This is a genomic window from Mycetocola lacteus (assembly GCF_003667575.1).
GTDB classification, from domain to species: domain Bacteria; phylum Actinomycetota; class Actinomycetes; order Actinomycetales; family Microbacteriaceae; genus Mycetocola; species Mycetocola lacteus.
Genome location: NZ_RCUY01000016.1, coordinates 1 through 20,066, shown reverse-complemented (window position 1 = coordinate 20,066; position 20,066 = coordinate 1). Strand labels below are relative to the sequence as shown.

The following is a 20,066-nucleotide window of genomic DNA, read 5'->3' as shown; positions in this document are numbered from 1 at the left end:
GCCCGGGCTGAGCGCTAGCGACGCCTGCGGGTGCCGAAGATCCCCTCAACCACCCCGGTCAGGATACTCTTGGTCGCCTTCGAACCCAGTACCTCCTCCAGCACGCTCTTCTGCGAGTTGGACTTGGTTGAGCGACCGGTCCCGGCGGTCTTTTTCAGCAGCCGCTCATACTCGGCATCGGCCTTCTTGCGGGCGGCCTCCTGCGCCTTATCGATGGCCGCCTGCTGCTTGGCATACTCGGCGTCGATCTTGGCCTGATCCGCCGCCGCCTGGGTGGCCTCGGCCGCGGAGTGGGCGGCCTCGAGGCGGGCGGTCAGGATTTCGCGCGCGGACTCGCGATCCACCGCGGTGCCGTATTTCGCCAGCAGCGGGGACGCGGCGATCGCCGCCTCGATCTGCGGCATCGGGGTGGGATCCATCCGCCCCTGCGGGGCACGCAGCCGGGTCCAGGCCACCGGCGAGGGGGCACCCTTCTCGTTCATCACGGTCACCACGGCCTCACCGGTTCCCATGGCCTGGAGGACCTCGGCGAGGTCATAGCCGGATTTGGGATAGGTCGAGACTGTGGCCTTGAGCGCCTTGGCATCGTCGGGGGTGAAGGCGCGCAGTGCGTGCTGCACCCGCGAACCCAACTGCGCGAGCACATCGGCGGGCACGTCCTTGGGGGTCTGGGTCACAAAGAAAATACCCACGCCCTTGGAGCGGATCAGCCTGACCGTCTGCACCACCTGCGCGAGGAAGTCCTTGGAGGCATCGGTGAAGAGCAGGTGGGCCTCGTCGAAGAAGAACACCAGCTTGGGCTTGTCGAGATCCCCCACCTCGGGCAGCGTGTGGAAGAGCTCGGCGAGCAGCCACATCAGGAAGGTGGAGTAGAGGGCCGGCTGATCCTGCACCCCGGGCACCTCCAGCAGTGAGATGATTCCGCGACCATCGGCCGCGGTGCGCAGGAACTCGGCGGCGTCGATCTCAGGCTCGCCGAAGAATCGGTCGGCACCTCGGTCGGCGAAGGTGATCAGCTCGCGCAGGATCACCCCGACTGTCGCCGCCGAGAGTCCGCCGAGATCCTTGAGCTCGGCCTTGCCCTCATCACCTGAGAGGAAGGTGAGGACCGCGCGCAGATCGGAGAGGTCCAGCAGCGCCAGGCCCGCCTTGTCCGCATAGTGGAAGACCAGGCCGAGACTCGACTCCTGGGTGGCATTCAGCCCGAGAACCTTGGAGAGCAGGGTGGGACCAAACCCGGCGATGGTTGCGCGGATCGGCACCCCGGTGCCCACTCCTCCGAGGGAGAAATACTCCACCGGGAAGCTGGCCGGGGTCCAGTCCTGACCCAGGGCCGAGGTGCGCTTGAGGAGTTTTTCGTTGCCTTCCCCCGGGGTCGCGACCCCCGAGAGGTCGCCCTTGATATCGGCGGCGAAGACCGGGACCCCGTGCGCGCTGAGCTGCTCGGCGAGGCCCTGCAGCGTCCGGGTTTTACCGGTTCCGGTGGCCCCGGCCACCAGGCCATGACGGTTCATCATGGCCAGCGGGATGCGCACCTGCACGGTTGGATCGGGTTCGCCATTCATCAGCGCACCCACCTCGAGCGCCGCTCCCTCGAGCGTGTATCCAGCACGGATCACGCCCGCCTGCTCCGCACTCAGCGGGGCACCGGGCGCAGGAGTGCCAACGGGCTCGGCAGCAGCAGCAGGGGCAGCGGCAGCAGCGGGCTCGACGGGCGCGGGCGGGGCAGCAGGTTCGGCGGCAGGAGCAGCGGGCGGAACAACAGCCTCGGCGGCAGGAGCAGCGGCAACAGGCTCGGCGACACCGGACTCAGTTGCACCCGACTCAGCGGTAGCAGCCGGGGCGGCGGGCTCGGCCGCAGCGGCAGGTGCCGCATCGGCGTTGGCGGCGGCGAGCGCGGCCAGGGCCTCCTGCGCGCGGGCCACCGCGGCGGTGGCCTCCTCCTGAGCGCGCCGGGCAGCCTCGGCCAAGGCCGCGGCATCCAGGGGTACGGCATCCTGGGGCACGGCGGCGGTCGGTGCGTCTGCGGGTGTTCCTACGGATTCGGAATTGGTGGCATCTGCGCTCATGGCATGAGCATAACGATTCCAATGCGCGCTGTCACGGGTCAATCAGTAACCGCTCCCGCCCCATTTCGGGCAGCGAATCGATCGGCAGGCCGGCGGCCAACACTCGCGTTGAGAGGAGACCCGTTTTTGACCCGTTAAATATGTATGGGGTCCCGGTTTGGAAGAACAGTAAGCATGCGCCACCCCAGACACAGTGCCCCCTGCGGAGACCCGCTGTTTTGACACGTAATTGACGTGTCAAAACAAGGGTCTCCGCAAACATTATGCATCCTCCGGAGTCCCGCTTTTAACTCATTTATTACGTATCGGATCCTGGTTTGGAAGAACAGTAAGCATGCGCCACCCCAGACACAGTGCCCCCTGCGGAGACCCGCTGATTTGACACGTAATTGACGTGTCAAAACAAGGGTCCTCCGCACACAGCATGCCCCTCCGAATCGGTAGCGCAGCGCGCGAACCGGGGAGATCTCGCCGAGATCGGAAACCCGAGGATAGACCGGCGGCGGCCGAAGACCGGGCGGAGGGAACGGAACGGTTGAGACCAATAGGCGAGCGCAACGGAGCTAAGCTGCCGGAGCAACCGAGGCTGGGCAGCTCAGGCTAGGTAACCGGAGCAGCCCAGGATAGGCAGCTCAGGATAGGCAGCCCAGGATAGGCAGCCCCGGCTAGGCGACCGGAGCAGCCAGAGCAGCCAGAGCTAGATGTCCGACGCTAGACGGCCGAGGCTAGACGGCGGGAGCAGCCGGGGCGTCGATGCGCTCGACCACGGTCATGATGGTGTCGGCGGCATCCGCGGGAACCTCAAGAACCACGCGGGAGAGTGCGCCGGCGCTGACCGAGAGGGCGTAGTTCCGGTAGCGACCGCGCAGGTCCACCACGGTCTGACCGCGGGCGGGGCCGCGTCCGGTCTCGACCACGACGGAGGCCTCGGGGGCGAGGCTCAGCGAGACGTCGCCGGTGGCGATCGCTGCCGCCAGTGCATCATGCAGCGAGGCGCGACGCTCACCGTAGACTCCGATGTAGAAGTCGAGGTAGGTATCCAGCATCGCGCCGATTGCCCGCAGGCCCGGCTGGGTCGAGGCCGACAGGCGTTCCTGCTCGGCTGCCCCCACGGTGTGCTCCATGGTGACATCCAGCGGAACCAGGATCGTGTTGAATCCCGAGGTCAGCACCGTGTGGGCGGCAACCGGATCCTTATAGATGTTGGCCTCGGCTGCGGCGGTGGCGTTACCCGGGGCGAGGGCGGCACCACCCATGATGGTGAGTTCACCGATCAGCTCGGGCAGGCGCGGCTCCAGCGCGAAGGCGATCGCCAGGTTGGTCAGCGGGCCGATGGCCAGGACCTTCAGGGTGCCGGGATTCTGCCGGGCAAGATCCACCAGGAGCTGCGCGGCCGAGGTATCCACCCGGGTGGCATCCACGGCGGGCAGATCCACATCCCCGATGCCGTTCTCGCCGTGAACAAACGCCACGGTTCCAGCAAAAACCCCGTCCAGCGGGTTGTGGGCCCCGACGGCGATCGGAATGTCGGTGCGCCCGAGCGCCCCGAGGAAGCGCGCGGTGTTCTCGGCGGCCTCGGCGGCGCTGGTGTTACCGCTCACCGTGCCCACACCAACCAGGTTGACGCCGCGTCCGATGAGATAGGCAATGGCCAGGCAGTCATCGATGCCGGTGTCGCAGTCCAGGAAGAACGGTTCGGCAATGGGGTGGGTGGCGACCGACATGCGGGGCTCCGTTCAGCGGGATCAGTGAGGGATCAGCGAGAAAGCTGGGTGGTGTGTTTCCCTCGTCCGGGGCGGAAGAAGATGAGCCAGGCCAGCAGGGCAATTCCCGCGCCGAGCGTGGCGCCGGCGAGGGTGTCGGTGAACCAGTGCGCGCCCAGCAGGTTGCGGGAGAGCGCCATGATCACCACGTATATCGTACCGATCCAGGCGATCCACCAGCGACCAAAGATCAGGGCCAATGCGATCATCATGGTTGCTGCGTTCGCCGTATGCCCCGAGGGGAAGGATCCGTGATCGGCGGAGACCATGAGCACCTCGGGCCGGGGACGCTCAATAATCTTCTTCACCAGCTGCACCAGCAGGGCGCTCACCAGCGAGGCGATCAGGAAGTAGAGGCCCGTGCGCAGGCCGCGACGCCACCACAGCAGTCCCGAGATCAGCAGCGGCATCACGTAGGTTCCGATCACCCCGCTGCCAAATACGTTCAGGAATAGCGACACCGACACCAGCGGGACGCTCTCCCGCCAGGGCAGCAGGTCCTGCATCCAGGCGCGGTCCCATCCGGTGCTGGCACCGGTGACCACGAGCACCAGGATGATCGCGAAGGCCGCGAGGAGTGCCACCCCGGTGAGACTCAGAGCTCGTCGCTGTCGGATTGTCATGGCACGTCCTTCTCGAATCAATAATTCGTTCAGGCTAGCCCGAAGCCCCCGGGCATGGACAAAACCACGCGCCGGGGGCGAAGACATGCACCGGGCATCCCCGGCTAGCACTCAGATGTTATCCAGGGATGACGTCGAGGCGAATAAGCGGTGACTAGTCGGTGAGCGGCGGAACGGTCTTGGGCCGCACGACCGCCCACAGGATGATGATTGCGGTCACCGAGGTGAGCACCATGACCATGCCCATCGCCGGACCATCGCCACCAAACAGGCCCACCAGCGGCGAGAGAATTCCGGCCAGACCGAAGTTCACCGCCCCCATCAGCGACGCCGCGGTTCCGGCTGCCGCGCCGTGACGGGCAAGCGCCGTAACCTGCACCGCCGGGAAGCCGAATCCACAGCTCATGATGAAGATAAACAGCGGAATCTCGATGCCCAGCAGTCCCGAATCCAGGTTGCCCATGATGATGATCGAGATCGCCGCGAACAGCTGCAGGATGGTGGAGCCCACGAGCACCCAGGGCGGACCGATCTTGCGCATCAGGCGCGAGGAGATCTGCACCCCGGCGACGATTCCCACCGAGTTGATCGCAAACAGGATGCCGTACTCGGTCGAGCTCAGCCCGAAGAAGTCCTGGAACAGGAACGAGGATGCCGAGAGGTAGGCGAACAGGCCCGAGAAGCTCAGCGCCCCGATCAGGATCGCTCCCACGTAGATGCGGTCGGAGAGCACCGATCGGTAGCCCAGCACGGTCGCCTTGAATCCCGAGGAGCGGCGGCGCTCGGGCGGCAGGGTTTCGACGATCCACAGGGTCACGGCCACCATCACGCCCACGCCGTAGAGGGCCAGCACGATAAACAGTCCGCGCCAGTGCATGAGCGGCAGCAGGGCACCACCGATCATCGGGGCGAGGATCGGCGCCATCCCGTTGACCAGGGCCAGACGCGAGAGCATCACCACGAGCGGGCGGCCACCAAAGAGGTCGCGCACGGTTGCGGTGGCGACCACGGCCCCCGCGGCGGCACCGGCACCCTGGAGCACGCGGAAGATTGCCAGGACCGTGATGTCCGGGGCGAACAGGCAGCCCAGCGAGGCCAGCACGTGCACGGCGGTCGCGATCATCAGCGGGGTGCGGCGCCCCACCCGGTCACTCCACGGCCCCATAAAAAGCTGGCCGATGGCAAAGCCCACGGTGGTTCCGGTGAGCGTCAGCTGAATCGAGGTCATGCTGACCCCGAGGTCGGTCTGCATCGTGGGGAACGCGGGCAGATAGAGGTCGATGGTGAACGGGCCGAGCGCGGTCAGCGCTCCGAGGATGAAAACGTAGGCCAGACGCTGGCGGCGGCTCAGCGCATCGCCAGGGTGTACAACGGTGGTCACGGGGTCCTTTGCTGTGGAGGATGGACGGTCAATAAGATCGAATCGATTCGATGAATCCGTTAACCCTATCGACTCGCCCCCGCCGCGGCCAAGCCTGTTCGGACGTTATGTGAGTTATTTTTCCGCGGCCACCGCGTCGATGAGCTCGGAGCGCAGCGGAATCTGCGCGGGATCGGCGATCAGTCGATCAATGACCGGCTCAGCCGCCCCGATCAGCAACAGGTCGGCCCCGAGTTCGGCCCGCACAATCTCGGCCTGCTCCCCCGGCGGAACCAGGGCAAATTTGGCGACCGTGGCGGCGAGCAGCTCGGGCTCGCGGGCGGCGATCACCCCGAGGAATCCACCCAGGACCACGCGGGAGGGGTTGACGATGTTGATCATTCCGGCGAGCGCCCGACCCAGGACCTCGGCCTGCGTCGCGGTGATCGGAGCGGAGGCTTCCCCCAACAGGCGCTCGAGCTCGGCATCGTCAATGTCGGCACCCGGGGCCACCGCGGCCACCAGGGCATCCCGGGTCACCGCCCGCTCCAGCGCGATCCCGCCCTCGGTTCCAAAGGTGTGACCAAACTCCCCCGCATAACCGCCGGCACCGCGGATGGGACGGCCCCCCAGGACTAGCCCGCCACCGATACCGGAGGCACCACCGTTGAGGTAGATCAGATCGTCGATTCCCCGACCCGCCCCAAAGTAGCGCTCGGCGCGGGCACCCAGGCTCGCATCGTTATCCACCGTGACCGGCAGCCCGGTGGACTCGGCCAGCAGCTCGGCGAGCGGCGCATCCACCCACCCCAGGCGGGGTGCCAGGCGGACCATACCATCCGAGGCGCGCACCAGGGCGGGGACGGCGACGCCGATCCCGGCGATCTGCACCCCCTCGGGCAGGCGAGCACGAAGTTCAGTCACCAGGTTTGTGGTTTCGGTGACCACCCGGGCCACGCTGGGACCCGAGCGGAATCCCCGACGAAGACGGTCCACAACCGTACCGCCCAGGGTGACCGCGGCTACGGTGACCCCGTCAAATTCGGGGTTCACCGCGAGGATCAGCGTGGTGTCGCTCGCGGATACCACCGGCGAGGGCCGTCCCACGACCCCCTCGGTGTCGGGGTTCGACTCCACCACGAGCCCGCGCGCCACCAGCTCGGCCACCAGCGCGGCAATGGTGGAGCGGTTGAGTCCGGTTTCGCGCGTCAGCACCGAGCGCGAGAGCGCGCCCTGCCGGTGCACCAGGTCGAGGATGCGACCGAGGTTGTGGCGGCGGACGGCGTCGAGATTACTCCCCGTGGGTTTCACAGTTTCCCCTTAGTTTCTCCCGAATCCTATCCCATCAACCCTTTTTGGTGGCGCAAACAACAATTCCGTCGTAATATGTCCTTCAACGCAACAAACTCCCTCGATGAATGGACCCAGCATGGCAATGAAGCCCACCAAGGCCGACAAGTTTTCCTTCGGACTCTGGACCATCGGTTACAACGGAACCGACCCGTTCGGCGGCCCGACCCGTCCCGACCTCGACGTGGTTGAGGCCGTCGAACGCCTGAACGACCTCGGCGCGTACGGACTGACCTTCCACGATGACGACCTCTTCGCATTTGGATCGAGCGATGCCGCTCGCCAGAAGCAGATCGACCGCCTCACGCAGGCTCTCGCCGACACCGGCATCGTGGTTCCGATGGTCACCACCAACCTCTTCTCCGCCCCCGTCTTCAAGGATGGCGGCTTCACCTCCAACGACCGCGAGGTACGCCGCTTTGCGCTGCGCAAGGTACTGCGCAACCTCGACCTGGCCGCCGAGCTCGGCGCCAAGACCTTTGTCATGTGGGGTGGCCGCGAGGGCAGCGAGTATGACTCGGCCAAGAACGTGGGTGCGGCCTTGGAGCGCTACCGCGAGGCCGTCAACCTGCTCGGCGACTACGTCACCGACAAGGGTTATGACATCCGCTTCGCGATCGAGCCCAAGCCCAACGAGCCCCGCGGCGACATCCTGCTGCCGACCCTGGGTCATGCCCTCGCCTTCATCAACACCCTGGACCGTCCCGAGCTCGTGGGTGTGAACCCCGAGGTGGGTCACGAGCAGATGGCCGGGCTGAACTTCACCGCCGGTATCGCCCAGGCCATCGAGCACGGCAAGCTGTACCACATCGATCTCAACGGCCAGCGCGGCATCAAGTACGACCAGGACCTGGTCTTTGGCCACGGCGACGTGATGAACGCCTTCTCGCTGGTGGATCTGCTGGAAAACGGCGGCCTGAACGGCGGCCCCGCCTACGACGGTCCGCGTCACTTCGACTACAAGCCCAGCCGCACCGAGGACATCACCGGGGTCTGGGATTCCGCGGCCGCCAACATGGCCAACTACCTGATGTTCAAGGAGCGCGCCGCGGCCTTCCGCGCCGACCCCGAGGTTCAGGCGGCGTTCGCCGCGGCCCGAGTAAACGAGCTCTCCGAGCCGACCTTGAACGCCGGTGAGAGCTACGACGATCTGATCGCCGACCGCTCCGCCTACGAGGACTTCACCCCCGAGCGCTACTTCGGCGGTCAGGGCTACGGCTTCGTGCGCCTGCAGCAGCTGGCCGTGGAGCACCTGCTGGGCTTCCGCGCCTAAACCCTCGCAGTAGTCTCGATGGTGGGTGGGGTGCTCAGCAGCCCGCCCACCATCACCGATCTAAGGACCCCCATGAGCCTCGTTGCCGGTGTCGATTCGTCCACCCAGAGCTGCAAGATTGTTATTCGTGATGCCGCGACCGGGCGCCTGGTGCGTCAGGGCCGAGCATCCCATCCCGAGGGCACCTCGGTGGATCCCGCCGCCTGGTGGGAGGCGCTGGGGACCGCGATCACCGAGGCCGGCGGGCTGAGCGATGTCGCGGCGATCTCGGTGGCCGGTCAGCAGCACGGCATGGTGGTGCTGGATGCCGAGGGCCGGGTCATCCGCGACGCTCTGCTCTGGAACGATACCCGCAGCGCCCAGGCGGCCCTCGACCTGATCGAGGAGGTCGGTGCCGAGGCCTATGCCGAGCGGGTGGGCGTGGTCCCGGTAGCCTCCTTTACCGCAACCAAGCTGCGCTGGCTGCGCGATGCCGAACCCGAAAATGCCGCGCGGGTGGCCGCGGTCGCGCTCCCCCACGACTGGCTGACCTGGCGACTGCGCGGGTACGGTCCCGTCGGCGAAAGCCCGCTCGGGCCCGACCTGGAACAGCTGCGCACCGACGTCTCCGATGCCTCGGGGACCGCGTACTGGTCGGCGCGCACCGGCGAATACGATCTTGATCTGTTCGCCCGGGCGCTGGGTGTTCAGGCTCGTGTCGCCGAAACGCCGGGCACCGGCGTGATCCTGCCCGCCATCGTGGCCCCCGGCACCGCCGCCGGGACTGGAATCGACGCCCGCCTGCTGGATGGCACTCTCTCCGCCGATCCCGCGGGCATCGCCGACCATATTGTTGTCGCCGGTGGGGCCGGCGACAACGCGGCGGCGGGGCTCGGTCTCGGGGCTCAGAGCGGTGACGTGGTGGTCTCGATCGGCACCAGCGGGACCGTGTTTGCGGTGACCGAGGCCTCGCCGAACGATCCCACCGGGACCGTCGCGGGCTTTGCCGCGGCCTCGGGGGAATTCCTGCCGCTGGTGTGCACGCTCAACGCGGCCCGCATCCTCGATGCGATTGCCGGTCTGCTCGGGGTGGATCACACCGAGCTGGGTCGCCTCGCTCTCGAGGCCGAGCCGGGGTCCGACGGCCTGGTCTTGCAGCCCTACTTCGAGGGCGAGCGCACCCCCAACCTGCCCGACGCCACCGCGACCCTGTTTGGGATGACGCTGGGTTCCACCGTACGACCAAACCTCGCCCGCGCGGCGATCGAGGGCCTGCTGTGCGGTCTGGCCGACGGGCTGGATGCCGCCCGCGAGCAGGGGGTGACCGCCCGACGGATCCTGGTGATCGGCGGGGCCGCGCAGAATCTCGCGGTGCAGCGGATCGCAGCGCAGGTCTTCGATGTGCCGGTGGTCATCCCGACCCCGGGCGAATACGTGGCCGACGGCGGCGCGGTTCAGGCGGCCTGGGCACTCACCGGGGCACGTCCCGGCTGGGAGCTGGAGATTGCCGCCGCACCGACGCCGGATCACCGTCCCGAGATCCGCGCCGGATACTCCGCCCGCTAACCTCAAACGCGGGCGGCCGAAGCCGCCCGCGTTTGGGTAGTGCTCAATTCCTAAACTAGTGACCGACCGGCACCGCCGCCGGCTGGGAGGCCTGCGCGCTGCGCAGCTCGGCCTCATTGGGCAGCTTGAGGAAGATCGTCACGACAAACGCGAGACCGTAGAGCGCGATCAGCCCCCAGGCGATGCCCTGGTAGCCGGTGACCGCAACCAGCGCGGCAACCAGACCCGGACCCACGACGGCCGCGAGGCCCGCGCCGAGGTTCAGCACCGACATGATCGCGCCGGTCTCGCCGTGTCCGTGGGCGATGGCCAGCGGGTTCATCGGCACATACGCACTGGCACCGGCCCCCATGATCACCGAAGCCAGGGCGATCAGCGCGAAGTTCGGCCCCACCAGCTGCGGGATGTAGTAGTAGGCGAAGATGCCCAGCGCACACAGCGGGGTTGCGATCCACTGGGTTGAGCGATGCCAACCGATCCGGTTACCCAGGTTTCCCCAGACCACGTTGCCGATCACCGCCGAGATCCCGTAGACGGTGAACACATTGATCGCCAGCGCCTCGGGCAGGTGAATCTCGGAGACCAGGTAGGGCACGTAGAACACCGCCACGGCCAGCGGGCCGGCGAGGTTCACCACCTTGACGATCAGCAGCAGCGACACCTTGGGACGACGCCAGAGGATCGAAAGTCCGCGGGCCAGCGCCGCGGTGGCGTTGCCACGGGTGGACTCGGACTTTGCCGCGGTCCGCCCCAGGAAGGCGATGCCGGCGATCCCGCCGATCGCGGCCAGGGCGAAGCCCACCCAGAGGGTCGAGATGGCACCGACGCCGGGCAGCAGGACGCTGGCCAGGGCCGGACCGATGATCTGCATGCCGCTGGAGAACGCGAACCAGAACCAGCCGGCCACCGGCGACTGCTTCTCGGGGGCGGATGCGTTGAGCACCCAGGTGAGGAAGCCGTAGGCAAAGAAGGGATAGCCGATCCCGCGCAGTGCGTAGATGCCGATCACCAGGCCGAGGTTCTGCGAGGGCAGCGCCACCAGGATGAACAGGGCCGCGAAGAAGAGGAACGCCACCAGTCCGATGGTCATCACGCGGCGCACACCCCACGCCTCGGGCAGCGCACCCGAGAAGAAGGAGGCGATGGCCACGACGATGCCGTAGGCGGTGATGACCGCGCTGGCCTCGGCGACGGTGAATCCCTCGGTGGTGTGCAGGTAGTTGGCGAGCCAGACGGACTCAATGCCATCACCGATCAAAAAGACGGTGACCGCGGCCAGGCCGATCGCAATCGGTGCGGTCAGGCCCAGGCGTTCAAGGAGCCCGCGACGCGGGACGAGGGTGGAAGTCATGCGGGTGCCTCGGTTTCGGTACGCAAACAGTGAGGGTGCACGGAACGTACTTCTCCTCATTGAGTGAAACTGCGTGGGGGATGATTTTCTCAAACTAACACGCGATTTTTTGCCCACCCCCGCCCGTTCCCCGCGCCCGAATGACCGCTTCGTAACCGGTTGTCCCCCGAGCGGGACGCCCTGTTTCCGGGCTTTGTTTCGGGTATGGCGCCCACTCGGTGACCGTTGAGCGTGGCATCCCGCCCGTTCTGCGTGGCCGAGGCACCCGATTCGGTTCGCCCACACGAAACCGGGCGGACCCTCGCAGGGAGGATCCGCCCGGCTGTGTACGTCAGTGTTCGGCCCGCGATCGAACGCGAGCCTCATATGAAACGCTAGGCCAGTCGCGCGGCCGTGCGCTCGAATGCGCGCTCCAGGTCGGCCAGCAGGTCCGCCACGTCTTCTACGCCCACCGAGAGGCGCAGCACGTTTTCAGGCACGGCCAGCTCGGTGCCGGCGACCGACGCGTGGGTCATCAGAGCCGGGTAGTTCATCAGCGATTCCACGCCGCCGAGGGACTCGGCCAGCTGGAACAGCTCGGTGCTCTCGGCAAACGCGATCGCCGCCTCGCGTCCCCCGCGCAGGGCGAAGGACACCATGCCGCCAAAGCCGCTCATCTGCTTCTTGGCGAGCTCGTGTCCCGGGTGGCTTTCCAGGCCCGGGTAGTACACACGCTCGACCTCGGGACGCGACTCCAGCAGCTCGGCCACTGCCTGCGCGTTCTCACCGTGCTGGCGCATACGCAGCGGCAGGGTCTTGATGCCGCGGGTGGTCAGCCAGGCCTCGAGCGGGGCGGAGATCGCACCCACGGCGAACTGCTGGAAGCGTACGGCCTCGGCCAGCTCATCATCGTTGAGCACAATCGCGCCGCCGATGACGTCGGAGTGGCCGCCGATGTACTTGGTGGTCGAGTACACCACGATGTCCGCACCGAGGGCCAGCGGCTGCTGCAATACCGGGGTCGCGAAGGTGTTATCCACCAGCACGCGCACGTCCTTGGCATGGGCCAGTTCGGCGAGCGCGGCAATGTCGGTGATCGCCAGCAGCGGGTTGGAGGGGGTCTCGACCCAGAGCAGCTTGGTGTTCTCGGTGATCGCCGCGGCCACCGCGGCGGTGTCGCCGAGGTCCACCACCGTGTGGGTGATGCCCCACGGGCCGAAGATCCGGCTGATCAGGCGGTAGCTTCCGCCGTAGGCGTCGTTGCCGATCACCACGTGGTCGCCGGGACGCAGGATCGCGCGCAGCAGGCCGTCCTCGGCAGCGAGTCCCGAGGAGAAGGTGATCGCATGCTTGGCGTTATCCAGCGCCGCCATCTGGGTTTCCAGCGAGGTGCGGGTGGGGTTGCCGCCGCGGGAGTACTCGTACCCTCCGCGCAGCTGGCCCATCCCCGCCTGGACGAAGGTCGAGGTGAGGTAGAGCGGCGGGATCACGGCACCGGTGGTCGGATCAAATTCCTGGCCGGCGTGAATGGCGCGGGTGGCGAAGCCTTCGGAGTGGGTCATGGGGTGTCCTTTCGGAAAAAACGTGTGTGCGCGAGGCGCGGAGAGGGCGTGCGAGGCACGCCGGAGTGGCTGGCGACAAAGTCGCCCGAAACGCGATGTTTGGGGACGATTAGCGCGGACACTCGCCGGTGGCGCCGGACACGTTCTGGGTCGCGGTCGCGGCCAGAACGGCCACCGGAACCCCATGAATGTTGCTCATTATGCGGAGGCCTTCTCGGCCAGGGCATCGATCAGGATGCCGGGGGTCAGGATGGCCACGGGCTTGCCGTCGGTCAGCACCAGCAGGATGCCGTGCTCCTCAAGGGCTGTGCGTGCCTCGGCAACGCTGCGGCCCGAACCGATGGTGGCGATATTGGCACCGATGCCACGGTCCACGGCGGTCTCGGCGGTAATCTCACCGGCCAGGAGGCCGGAGAGCAGGTCAGACTCGCGCACCGCACCCCACACCTCGCCGAGCACCGGGTCCTCGGTGGTGGTGATGATGGGCAGGGCGGGCAAGCCGAGCTCGCGCAGACGGGCGCTGGCTGCGGTCACGGTGTCCGTGGGGGCGAGGCGCGGGAGCGCGGCACTCACGTCTGCGGGCAGCACGCTTGCCAGGGTCTCGCCCTCGCCGTGGTCATAACCGAGGTCGCGCATCCAGGTGTCGTTGAAGACCTTGGTGAGGTAGCCGCGGCCGGAATCTGGCAGCAGGATCACCATCACGTCTTCGGGGCCCAGAGTCCGGGCCACGCGAAGTCCGGCGGCCACGGCCATGCCGGAGGATCCGCCAACGAGCAGGCCCTCCTCACGGGCCAGACGGCGGGTCATCGCGAAGGATTCGGCGTCGTCAATCGCAATGGCCTCGTGCACCAGCTCGGGAGAGTAGGTGCCCGGCCACATGTCCTCGCCCACACCCTCCACGATGTAGGGGCGTCCGGTGCCGCCCGAGTAGATCGAGCCTTCGGGGTCGGCGGCGATGATCCGCACACCGTCATTCGAGACCTCGCGCAGAAAGCGGGCGGCACCCGAAATGGTCCCGCCGGTACCGGCACCGGCCACAAAGTGGGTGACCTTGCCGTCGGTGTCGCGCCAAATCTCGGGCCCGGTGGACTCGTAGTGGCTCAACGGACCGTTGTCATTGAAGAACTGGTTGGGCTTATAGGCCCCGGGGATCTCGGCGGTCAGCCGGTCCGAGACCGCATAGTAGGAGTGCGGGGAATCGGGGCTCACCGAGGTCGGGGTCACCACAACCTCGGCACCGTAGGCGCGGAGCACGTCGCGCTTTTCCTCACCCACCTTGTCCGGGGTGACAAACACACACTTATATCCGCGCTGCTGGGCGACCAGGGCCAGGCCCACACCCGTGTTTCCACTGGTGGGTTCCACGATCGTGCCGCCCGGAAGCAGCTCACCGGACTTCTCGGCCTCGGTGATCATCTTCAGCGCGACGCGGTCCTTCACCGAGCCGCCGGGGTTCAGGTACTCGACCTTCACCAAAACGGTTGCGGTAATGCCCTCGGTGACCCGGTTCAGCTTGACCAGCGGGGTGTTGCCGATCAGGTCCACCACGGACTCTGCGTACTTCATGTGTGTGATTCCTTACTCGCGCCCGGGGTTTTCGGGCGGCGGCGGATGGTCGTCCGCAACCTTAACTGTAACGGGCAGAAATCAAGTGTTACGTTTCGACGAATTCGGCCCGCTAGCCGTGCATCTGCTCGGCGAAGAGGCGGGCATACAAACCCTCGGCAGCGAGCAGTTCCTCGTGGGTTCCCGACTCAACGATGTGCCCACCCTCAAGCACAAATATGACGTCCGCGGACACCACGGTGGAGAGTCGGTGGGCGATCGCCACGGTGGTGCGTCCCTCCGAGGCCTGCTCGAGCGCACGCTGCACCACCCGCTCGGAGAGGGTATCCAGCGCGCTGGTGGCCTCGTCCAGGATCAGCACGGGCGGATCCTTGAGCAGCACCCGGGCGATGGCCACCCGCTGCTTCTCGCCACCGGAGAGCCGGTAGCCGCGCTCCCCCACCAGGGTGTTGTATCCCTCGGGGAAACGAGCAATGGTGTCATGGATGTTGGCAGCCCGGGCGGCCGCTTCCAGCTCGGCGTCGGTCGCATCGGGCTTGGCGTAGCGCAGGTTCTCGGCGATGGACGCGTGGAACAGGTAGGTTTCCTGATTGACCACACCGATGCGCTCAACCAGGGACTCGTGGGTCAGGTCGGTCACCGCGGTGCCCGAGAAGCGCACGGTCCCGCCGGTGGAGTCGTAGAAGCGCGGAATCAGGTACGAGATCGTGGTTTTACCGGCGCCGCTGGGGCCCACAAACGCGGCAAACTGGCCGGGACGGATGCTGAAGCTCACCCCGTCCAGGGTCGCCGGTTCGCTCTCCGAGGCGTCGGGATAGCGGAAGGTCACGTTGTCGAAGTCGATCTGCCCGGCCGGGCCCTTCGCCTGGGACACGTTCACCGCGTCCGGTGCGTCGGCGATCGCAGGCTTCAGGTCGAGATATTCGAAGATGCGGGCAAACAGCGCGCCCGATGTCTGCAGGTCAAGGCCCACCCGCATGATCGAGATCAGCGGGAACAGCAGCCGCGACTGCACCGTGGTGAAGGCAACGATCACACCGGCGGAGATATCCGTCGCCCCGCCGGTGATCAGATAGCCCGAGACCAGGTAGACGATCGCCGGGATCGAGGAGAGGAAGATGTTGACCATCGCGAAGAACCACTGGCCGCTCATCTGCTGGCGCACCTGGAGGCCCACCTGCACCTTATTCGCCGACTGGTAGCGGCCGATCTCGGCCTCCTGACGGCCGAAGCTCTTGGCCAGCAGGATGCCCGAGACGCTCAGGGTCTCCTGGGTGATCGCGGTCATCTCGGAGAGCGACTCCTGCGTCTGGGTCGCGATGCGCGCCCGCACCTGGCCCACCCGGCGCTGGGCGATCACCAACACGGGCATCAGGATCAGCGCGATGATGGTCAGCTGCACGTTGAGCATCAGCATCGCCACCAGCGCAGCAATCACCGTGACGATGTTGCCCAGCACGCTGGAGATCGTGTTGGTGAGAACCGAGGAGACCCCACCCACATCGTTTTGCAGGCGCGACTGGATCACACCGGTCTTGGTGCGGGTGAAAAAGCTCAGCTCCATCTCCTGGAGGCGGCGGAACAGGCGCACCCGCAGGTCGCCCATGACCGAGTTTCCCACGGTCGCGGTGAGCCAGGTTTGCCAGACCCCGAGTGCGGTGGAGAGCACAAAGATGACAATCATCGTGATGACGATGGTGGTCAACACCGGCAGGTTCGGGGTGCCGTCCTTGGGGAACAGGCCGTCATCAAAGGCGCGGGACACCAGCAGCGGTGGGAGCACCGAGAGTGCAGCCCCCACCAAGACCAGCGCGATGGTGAAGTAGATCTTGGTTTTATACGGCGCAAACAGGGAGAAGATACGGCGCAGCAGGTTGGGAATCTTGGGAGCCTGCGCGTTCATGGCGCGCTGGGCGGACTCATCCGCACCGCTCACCCGTCCACCGCCGCGGCCGCCTCCGCCGCCGGGTCCCCGCATACTCATCGGGCCGCGTTTTCCCGGAGTCCCGGGGCTCGGACTCCCTTATTTGTCACCCTCGCTGCGCGCATACTCATGCGGTCAGCATACTCCCGCTTGCTCGACACACGGGCGAGACAATCCCACCCCGTATGGGTGCCCGACGCGGCGGCACCAAGCATTCGCCCGGTGCCGCCGCATCCGTCTTCACAAACGCCCTATCCCTTGGTCGCCCCCGCCAGGAGCCCACGCACGAAATAGCGCTGAAGCCCCAGGAACACCAGCAGCGGAATGACGATCGAGATAAACGCGGCCGCCGAAAGCAGGAACGTGTTCTGACCCTGGGTGCCCACCATATTGGTCAGCATCACCGTGATCGGATTCTGATCGCTACTGGAGAAGACCAGGGCGATCAGCAGGTCGTTCCACACCCAGAGGAACTGGAAGATCGCGATCGAGGCGATGGCCGGCATCGCCAGCGGCAGCACGATCCGCAGGAAGATCTGCCCGTGCCCGGCCCCGTCAATCCGCGCGGCCTCGAACAGGTCGTTGGGCAGACTGGCGATGAAATTATGCAGCAGGAAGATCGTCAACGGGAGTGCCAGGATCGTATGAGCCAGCCAGATCGAGGCGAACCCGCTGTCACCGCCGAGTGGACGGATCACCACGGTCCCAAAGATTTCCCCGCTGCTGAAGAGCCGAAGCAGGGGCACCATGACCATCTGGATCGGCACGATCTGCAGCGCAAAGATGCCGATGAATATCCAGTTGCGCCCGCGAAACGGAATCCACGCAAATGCGTAGGCGGCCAACAGCGCAAGCCCCAGGGGCAGGATCGCGCCGGGGATGGTGATGGCTAACGAGTTGAGCAGGCCCTCCCCAATATTCACGTACACGCGGGTGGGATCGAAGATCGCCTCGTAGTTATCCAGGGTCAACCCGCCATCGGTGAACGCGGTCCACCATCCGCTGGTGGCTACCGCATCGGGGGTGCGAAACGAGGAGACCAGGAGGCCAAGCGTTGGGAGAGTCCAGAGAATCGCGATCAGCAGGGCGGCGATGGTCGCGGTTTTGGAGCTGAGTTTCTCTCGAACCCGATCAAGCGTCCGCGGTTTGTCGGACGGGAGATTCGGGCGCGTATTTTGATCAGGCACCGTACTCGCGGTCATGTTACTGCCCCTCTCTGCTGCGACGAAGATTGCGGACGTTAATCACGATGAGTGGGATCACCAGAACGCACAGCAGCAGCGCAAACGCCGCCGCCCGCCCGTTTTCGCCCAGGGTGAAGCGCTCATACATCTGTTGTGCAAGCACCCCGGAGGAATTACGCCCGTTGGTCATGGCGATGACGATGTCAAACACCTTGAGTGAGGCGATCGAGGCGGTCGAGAGCACCACGATCAGGGTGGGTCTAATCCAGGGAATGGTGACCTGGGTAAACCGGCGAAAGGCGCTCGCACCGTCCAGGGCCGCCGCCTCATGCTGCTCGGCGGGCACCCCCTTAATTGCGGCGGAGAGCACAACCATCGCAAACCCCACCTGAATCCACACGAAAACCACGATCATCGCGAAGGTGTTGGCGGGGGCGCTGGAGAGCGGGTCTACCGGGCCCAGTCCCACCATCCCCAGCACCGCGTTCATCAGGCCAACCTGCGCCTCATCGGCGGGACGGGCCTGGTAGACCAGACGCCAGATAATCGATGCTCCAACAAATGAGATGGCCATCGGGAGAAATACCAGCAGCTTGTAGATCTTCTCGCCCCGACTGTTGTCGATAAACACCGCGTAGATCAGCCCCAGGAGGGTCGAGGCCGCGGGAGCCACCAGCACCCAGATCAGCGTGTTCACCACGGTGACCAGGTTGTCCGGATTAGAGAAGATCCAGGCAAAGTTCTCGAAACCCACAAACTCGGTTCCCGAATCATCCTGAAATGCAAACAGCACGGTGCGGATAAACGGGATCACCAAGCCCAGGACCAGCAGAGCCCCGGCGGGGGCGAGGAACGCCCACAACTGGAGGAGGGATCCCGCACCCCGGCGGGCGCGCCGGTCGAGCAGGAACAGTCCCAGCCCAACCAGCGCACCACCGGCGATCGCAATTTCGTATGTATGCAGGAGCGCCAAAATAATTACCGGCACCAGCACGGCCAGGGAGATCCGGAAGATCGTTCCGCCCCGGCCGGGCCGCGGAAGGAATTCCACCGCCAGGACGATCAGCCCCACCACGGCCACAAACACCACGATGATGACCACACCCTGAAGCAGGATCGGCAGCGTGGCTATCCAATCGAAAAGTTCAGGCATTATGCGCCCTACCGGCTACTTGACGGGCCAGCTGGCGTCGATTTTCTTGGTGATATCCGAGAGGGATCCCCCGTCGATCCAGTCGGTGATTCCGGTGAGGAACGAGGTGGTTCCCACCGCCGCGGGCATCAGGTCGGAGGCATCGAACCGGAAGGTAATGTCGGGGTTTTGCAGGACCGAGATCGACTCCTTGAGAATCGGGCTCGATGCGGCGTCGGGATCCAGCCCGGTGTTGGGCGAGATCACACCCCCGAGCTTGACCCGGGAGTTTGCCCACTCGGGCGAGGCCAGATAGGCGAGCACCTTGGCCGAGGCAGCCTTGGTATTGAAGGCCGCTACGGTGTCGCCGGCCCCGGTAACCGCGTTGTTCTTGCCACCGTCTGCGCCAAATCCCGGGGTCGGGAAGGCCCACAGGTCGGCGTCGGGTCCGACGCTGAGTCCCGCGCTCTGGGCAAACGTGTCGAAGAAGGATGCCTGATGGGTGAGGACACACTTGCCGGATTTGAAGGCGGCGGCGATCTCGTCGCCATAGCCGGTGGCGTTGATCGAGGTGGGGCCTCCGAAGCCCGCATTAACGTAGTCGGGGTTCAGCAGAATCTTCCCGGTCTCCTCAAACGCCGACTGAATACGCGGATCGCTGAAGGGGATCTTGTTTTCCACCCAGTCGTCGTAGACCTTGGGACCGGACTGACGCAGGACCACGTCTTCGATCCAGTCGGTTCCGGGCCAGCCGCTGGCCGCGCCGGCGGAGAATCCCGCACACCAGGGCGGGGCGGAGGTGTCGGCCTGAATCTTGGCGGTCAGATCCAGCAGGCCCTGCCAGGTGTCCGGAACGTCCCACCCCCGCTCGGCGAATAGGCTCGGCGAATACCAGATGAACCCCTTGACGGTTGCCAGGATCGGTACCCCGTAGACGGTGCCATCAACGGTTCCATAGCGCTGCCAGTCGGCGGGATAGTTCTTTTTCAGCGCCGCCTGTACCTCGTCATTGGCCGGTTGCAGGGCCTTTTTCTTCGCCAGGTCGGCGAGCAACCCGGGTTGGGAGAAGATCGCCAGGTCCGGGGTCTTATTGGCCTGAACCTGCGACTGAATACGCTGCTCAAACCCCTTATCGGTATTCAGTTTGATGGTGATGTTGTTGTCCTTGGCCCATGCAGCCCAGGACTTTTCCAGCTGCGCCGCCTCCTCACCACCGATATTGGTGGCGATGGTCACGGTGTTTGAGTTTTCGGCGGCCGGTCCCCCGCCTCCGGGACCGCCACACGCCGTCAGGGCGCCGATACTCACGCCGGCGAGGGCGATGCTGAAGACCACACGCGAACGGGCTCGGGATGAGCGGCGCGAGGGGTACGGGGATTCATGGT

General features: G+C 65.9%; 14 protein-coding genes. 2 read left to right on the top strand and 12 right to left on the bottom strand.

The genetic code is table 11. The annotated features are described in order from the left end of the window. Window positions 1-14: 14 nt before the first annotated feature. From D9V34_RS16790 to D9V34_RS16770, 5 genes are all read right to left on the bottom strand, one after another. Window positions 15-2,069, bottom strand: coding sequence for a helicase HerA-like domain-containing protein (locus D9V34_RS16790; RefSeq protein ID WP_121689619.1), 2,055 nt, complete (start codon window positions 2,067-2,069; stop codon window positions 15-17). Between the two features lie 725 nt (window positions 2,070-2,794). Beyond that, complete coding sequence (locus D9V34_RS16785; RefSeq protein ID WP_220700619.1) at window positions 2,795-3,793, bottom strand: nucleoside hydrolase; 999 nt, start codon at window positions 3,791-3,793, stop codon at window positions 2,795-2,797. Between the two features lie 32 nt (window positions 3,794-3,825). Next, entirely contained in the window at window positions 3,826-4,455 is a 630-nt protein-coding gene (locus D9V34_RS16780) for a phosphatase PAP2 family protein (RefSeq protein WP_183092024.1), read from the bottom strand. Window positions 4,456-4,609: 154 nt separating this feature from the next. After that, window positions 4,610-5,836 (bottom strand): multidrug effflux MFS transporter, encoded by a 1,227-nt coding sequence (locus tag D9V34_RS16775; RefSeq protein ID WP_121689617.1) that lies wholly within the window; start codon window positions 5,834-5,836, stop codon window positions 4,610-4,612. Window positions 5,837-5,950: 114 nt separating this feature from the next. Then, window positions 5,951-7,126 (bottom strand): ROK family transcriptional regulator, encoded by a 1,176-nt coding sequence (locus D9V34_RS16770; RefSeq protein WP_121689616.1) that lies wholly within the window; start codon window positions 7,124-7,126, stop codon window positions 5,951-5,953. Between the two features lie 118 nt (window positions 7,127-7,244). Between D9V34_RS16770 and xylA the strand changes: the two genes are divergently transcribed. Both xylA and xylB read left to right on the top strand, forming a co-directional pair. Further along, window positions 7,245-8,438 carry a xylose isomerase gene (gene xylA / locus D9V34_RS16765; RefSeq protein WP_121689615.1) on the top strand — a complete coding sequence of 398 codons (1,194 nt, stop codon included), beginning with the start codon at window positions 7,245-7,247 and terminating at the stop codon, window positions 8,436-8,438. A gap of 72 nt (window positions 8,439-8,510) precedes the next feature. Further along, complete coding sequence (xylB, locus tag D9V34_RS16760; RefSeq protein WP_121689614.1) at window positions 8,511-9,983, top strand: xylulokinase; 1,473 nt, start codon at window positions 8,511-8,513, stop codon at window positions 9,981-9,983. A 55-nt stretch (window positions 9,984-10,038) separates the two neighbouring features. Here the strand turns inward: xylB and D9V34_RS16755 are convergent, their stop codons facing one another. The 7 genes from D9V34_RS16755 to D9V34_RS16725 all read right to left on the bottom strand — a co-directional run. Beyond that, the gene (locus D9V34_RS16755) at window positions 10,039-11,334 is read right to left on the bottom strand and encodes an MFS transporter (RefSeq protein WP_183092023.1); all 1,296 of its coding nucleotides are present in this window, start codon (window positions 11,332-11,334) and stop codon (window positions 10,039-10,041) included. A 374-nt stretch (window positions 11,335-11,708) separates the two neighbouring features. Further along, window positions 11,709-12,875 (bottom strand): cystathionine gamma-synthase, encoded by a 1,167-nt coding sequence (locus D9V34_RS16750; protein ID WP_121689612.1) that lies wholly within the window; start codon window positions 12,873-12,875, stop codon window positions 11,709-11,711. A gap of 198 nt (window positions 12,876-13,073) precedes the next feature. Continuing rightward, window positions 13,074-14,441 carry a cystathionine beta-synthase gene (locus D9V34_RS16745; RefSeq protein ID WP_121689611.1) on the bottom strand — a complete coding sequence of 456 codons (1,368 nt, stop codon included), beginning with the start codon at window positions 14,439-14,441 and terminating at the stop codon, window positions 13,074-13,076. Between the two features lie 112 nt (window positions 14,442-14,553). Continuing rightward, the gene (locus D9V34_RS16740; protein ID WP_121689675.1) at window positions 14,554-16,419 is read right to left on the bottom strand and encodes an ABC transporter ATP-binding protein; all 1,866 of its coding nucleotides are present in this window, start codon (window positions 16,417-16,419) and stop codon (window positions 14,554-14,556) included. A 197-nt stretch (window positions 16,420-16,616) separates the two neighbouring features. Next, on the bottom strand, window positions 16,617-17,567 hold the full coding sequence (locus D9V34_RS16735; RefSeq protein ID WP_121689610.1) for a carbohydrate ABC transporter permease: 951 nt from the start codon (window positions 17,565-17,567) through the stop codon (window positions 16,617-16,619). Window position 17,568: 1 nt separating this feature from the next. After that, window positions 17,569-18,702, bottom strand: a complete 1,134-nt coding sequence (locus D9V34_RS16730) for a carbohydrate ABC transporter permease (protein WP_121689609.1) — start codon at window positions 18,700-18,702, stop codon at window positions 17,569-17,571. A gap of 15 nt (window positions 18,703-18,717) precedes the next feature. After that, window positions 18,718-20,066: ABC transporter substrate-binding protein (locus D9V34_RS16725; protein WP_342773025.1), on the bottom strand; the 1,349-nt coding region annotated here is incomplete at its 5' end.

Coding starts and splice junctions, on each gene's coding strand:
- D9V34_RS16790 (WP_121689619.1), bottom strand. CDS start 2,069: ATGAGCGCAGATGCCACCAATTCCGAATCCGTAGGAACACCCGCAGAC.
- D9V34_RS16785 (WP_220700619.1), bottom strand. CDS start 3,793: ATGTCGGTCGCCACCCACCCCATTGCCGAACCGTTCTTCCTGGACTGC.
- D9V34_RS16780 (WP_183092024.1), bottom strand. CDS start 4,455: ATGACAATCCGACAGCGACGAGCTCTGAGTCTCACCGGGGTGGCACTC.
- xylA (WP_121689615.1), top strand. CDS start 7,245: ATGGCAATGAAGCCCACCAAGGCCGACAAGTTTTCCTTCGGACTCTGG.
- xylB (WP_121689614.1), top strand. CDS start 8,511: ATGAGCCTCGTTGCCGGTGTCGATTCGTCCACCCAGAGCTGCAAGATT.
- D9V34_RS16755 (WP_183092023.1), bottom strand. CDS start 11,334: ATGACTTCCACCCTCGTCCCGCGTCGCGGGCTCCTTGAACGCCTGGGC.
- D9V34_RS16750 (WP_121689612.1), bottom strand. CDS start 12,875: ATGACCCACTCCGAAGGCTTCGCCACCCGCGCCATTCACGCCGGCCAG.
- D9V34_RS16745 (WP_121689611.1), bottom strand. CDS start 14,441: ATGAAGTACGCAGAGTCCGTGGTGGACCTGATCGGCAACACCCCGCTG.
- D9V34_RS16740 (WP_121689675.1), bottom strand. CDS start 16,419: ATGCGGGGACCCGGCGGCGGAGGCGGCCGCGGCGGTGGACGGGTGAGC.
- D9V34_RS16735 (WP_121689610.1), bottom strand. CDS start 17,567: ATGACCGCGAGTACGGTGCCTGATCAAAATACGCGCCCGAATCTCCCG.
- D9V34_RS16730 (WP_121689609.1), bottom strand. CDS start 18,702: ATGCCTGAACTTTTCGATTGGATAGCCACGCTGCCGATCCTGCTTCAG.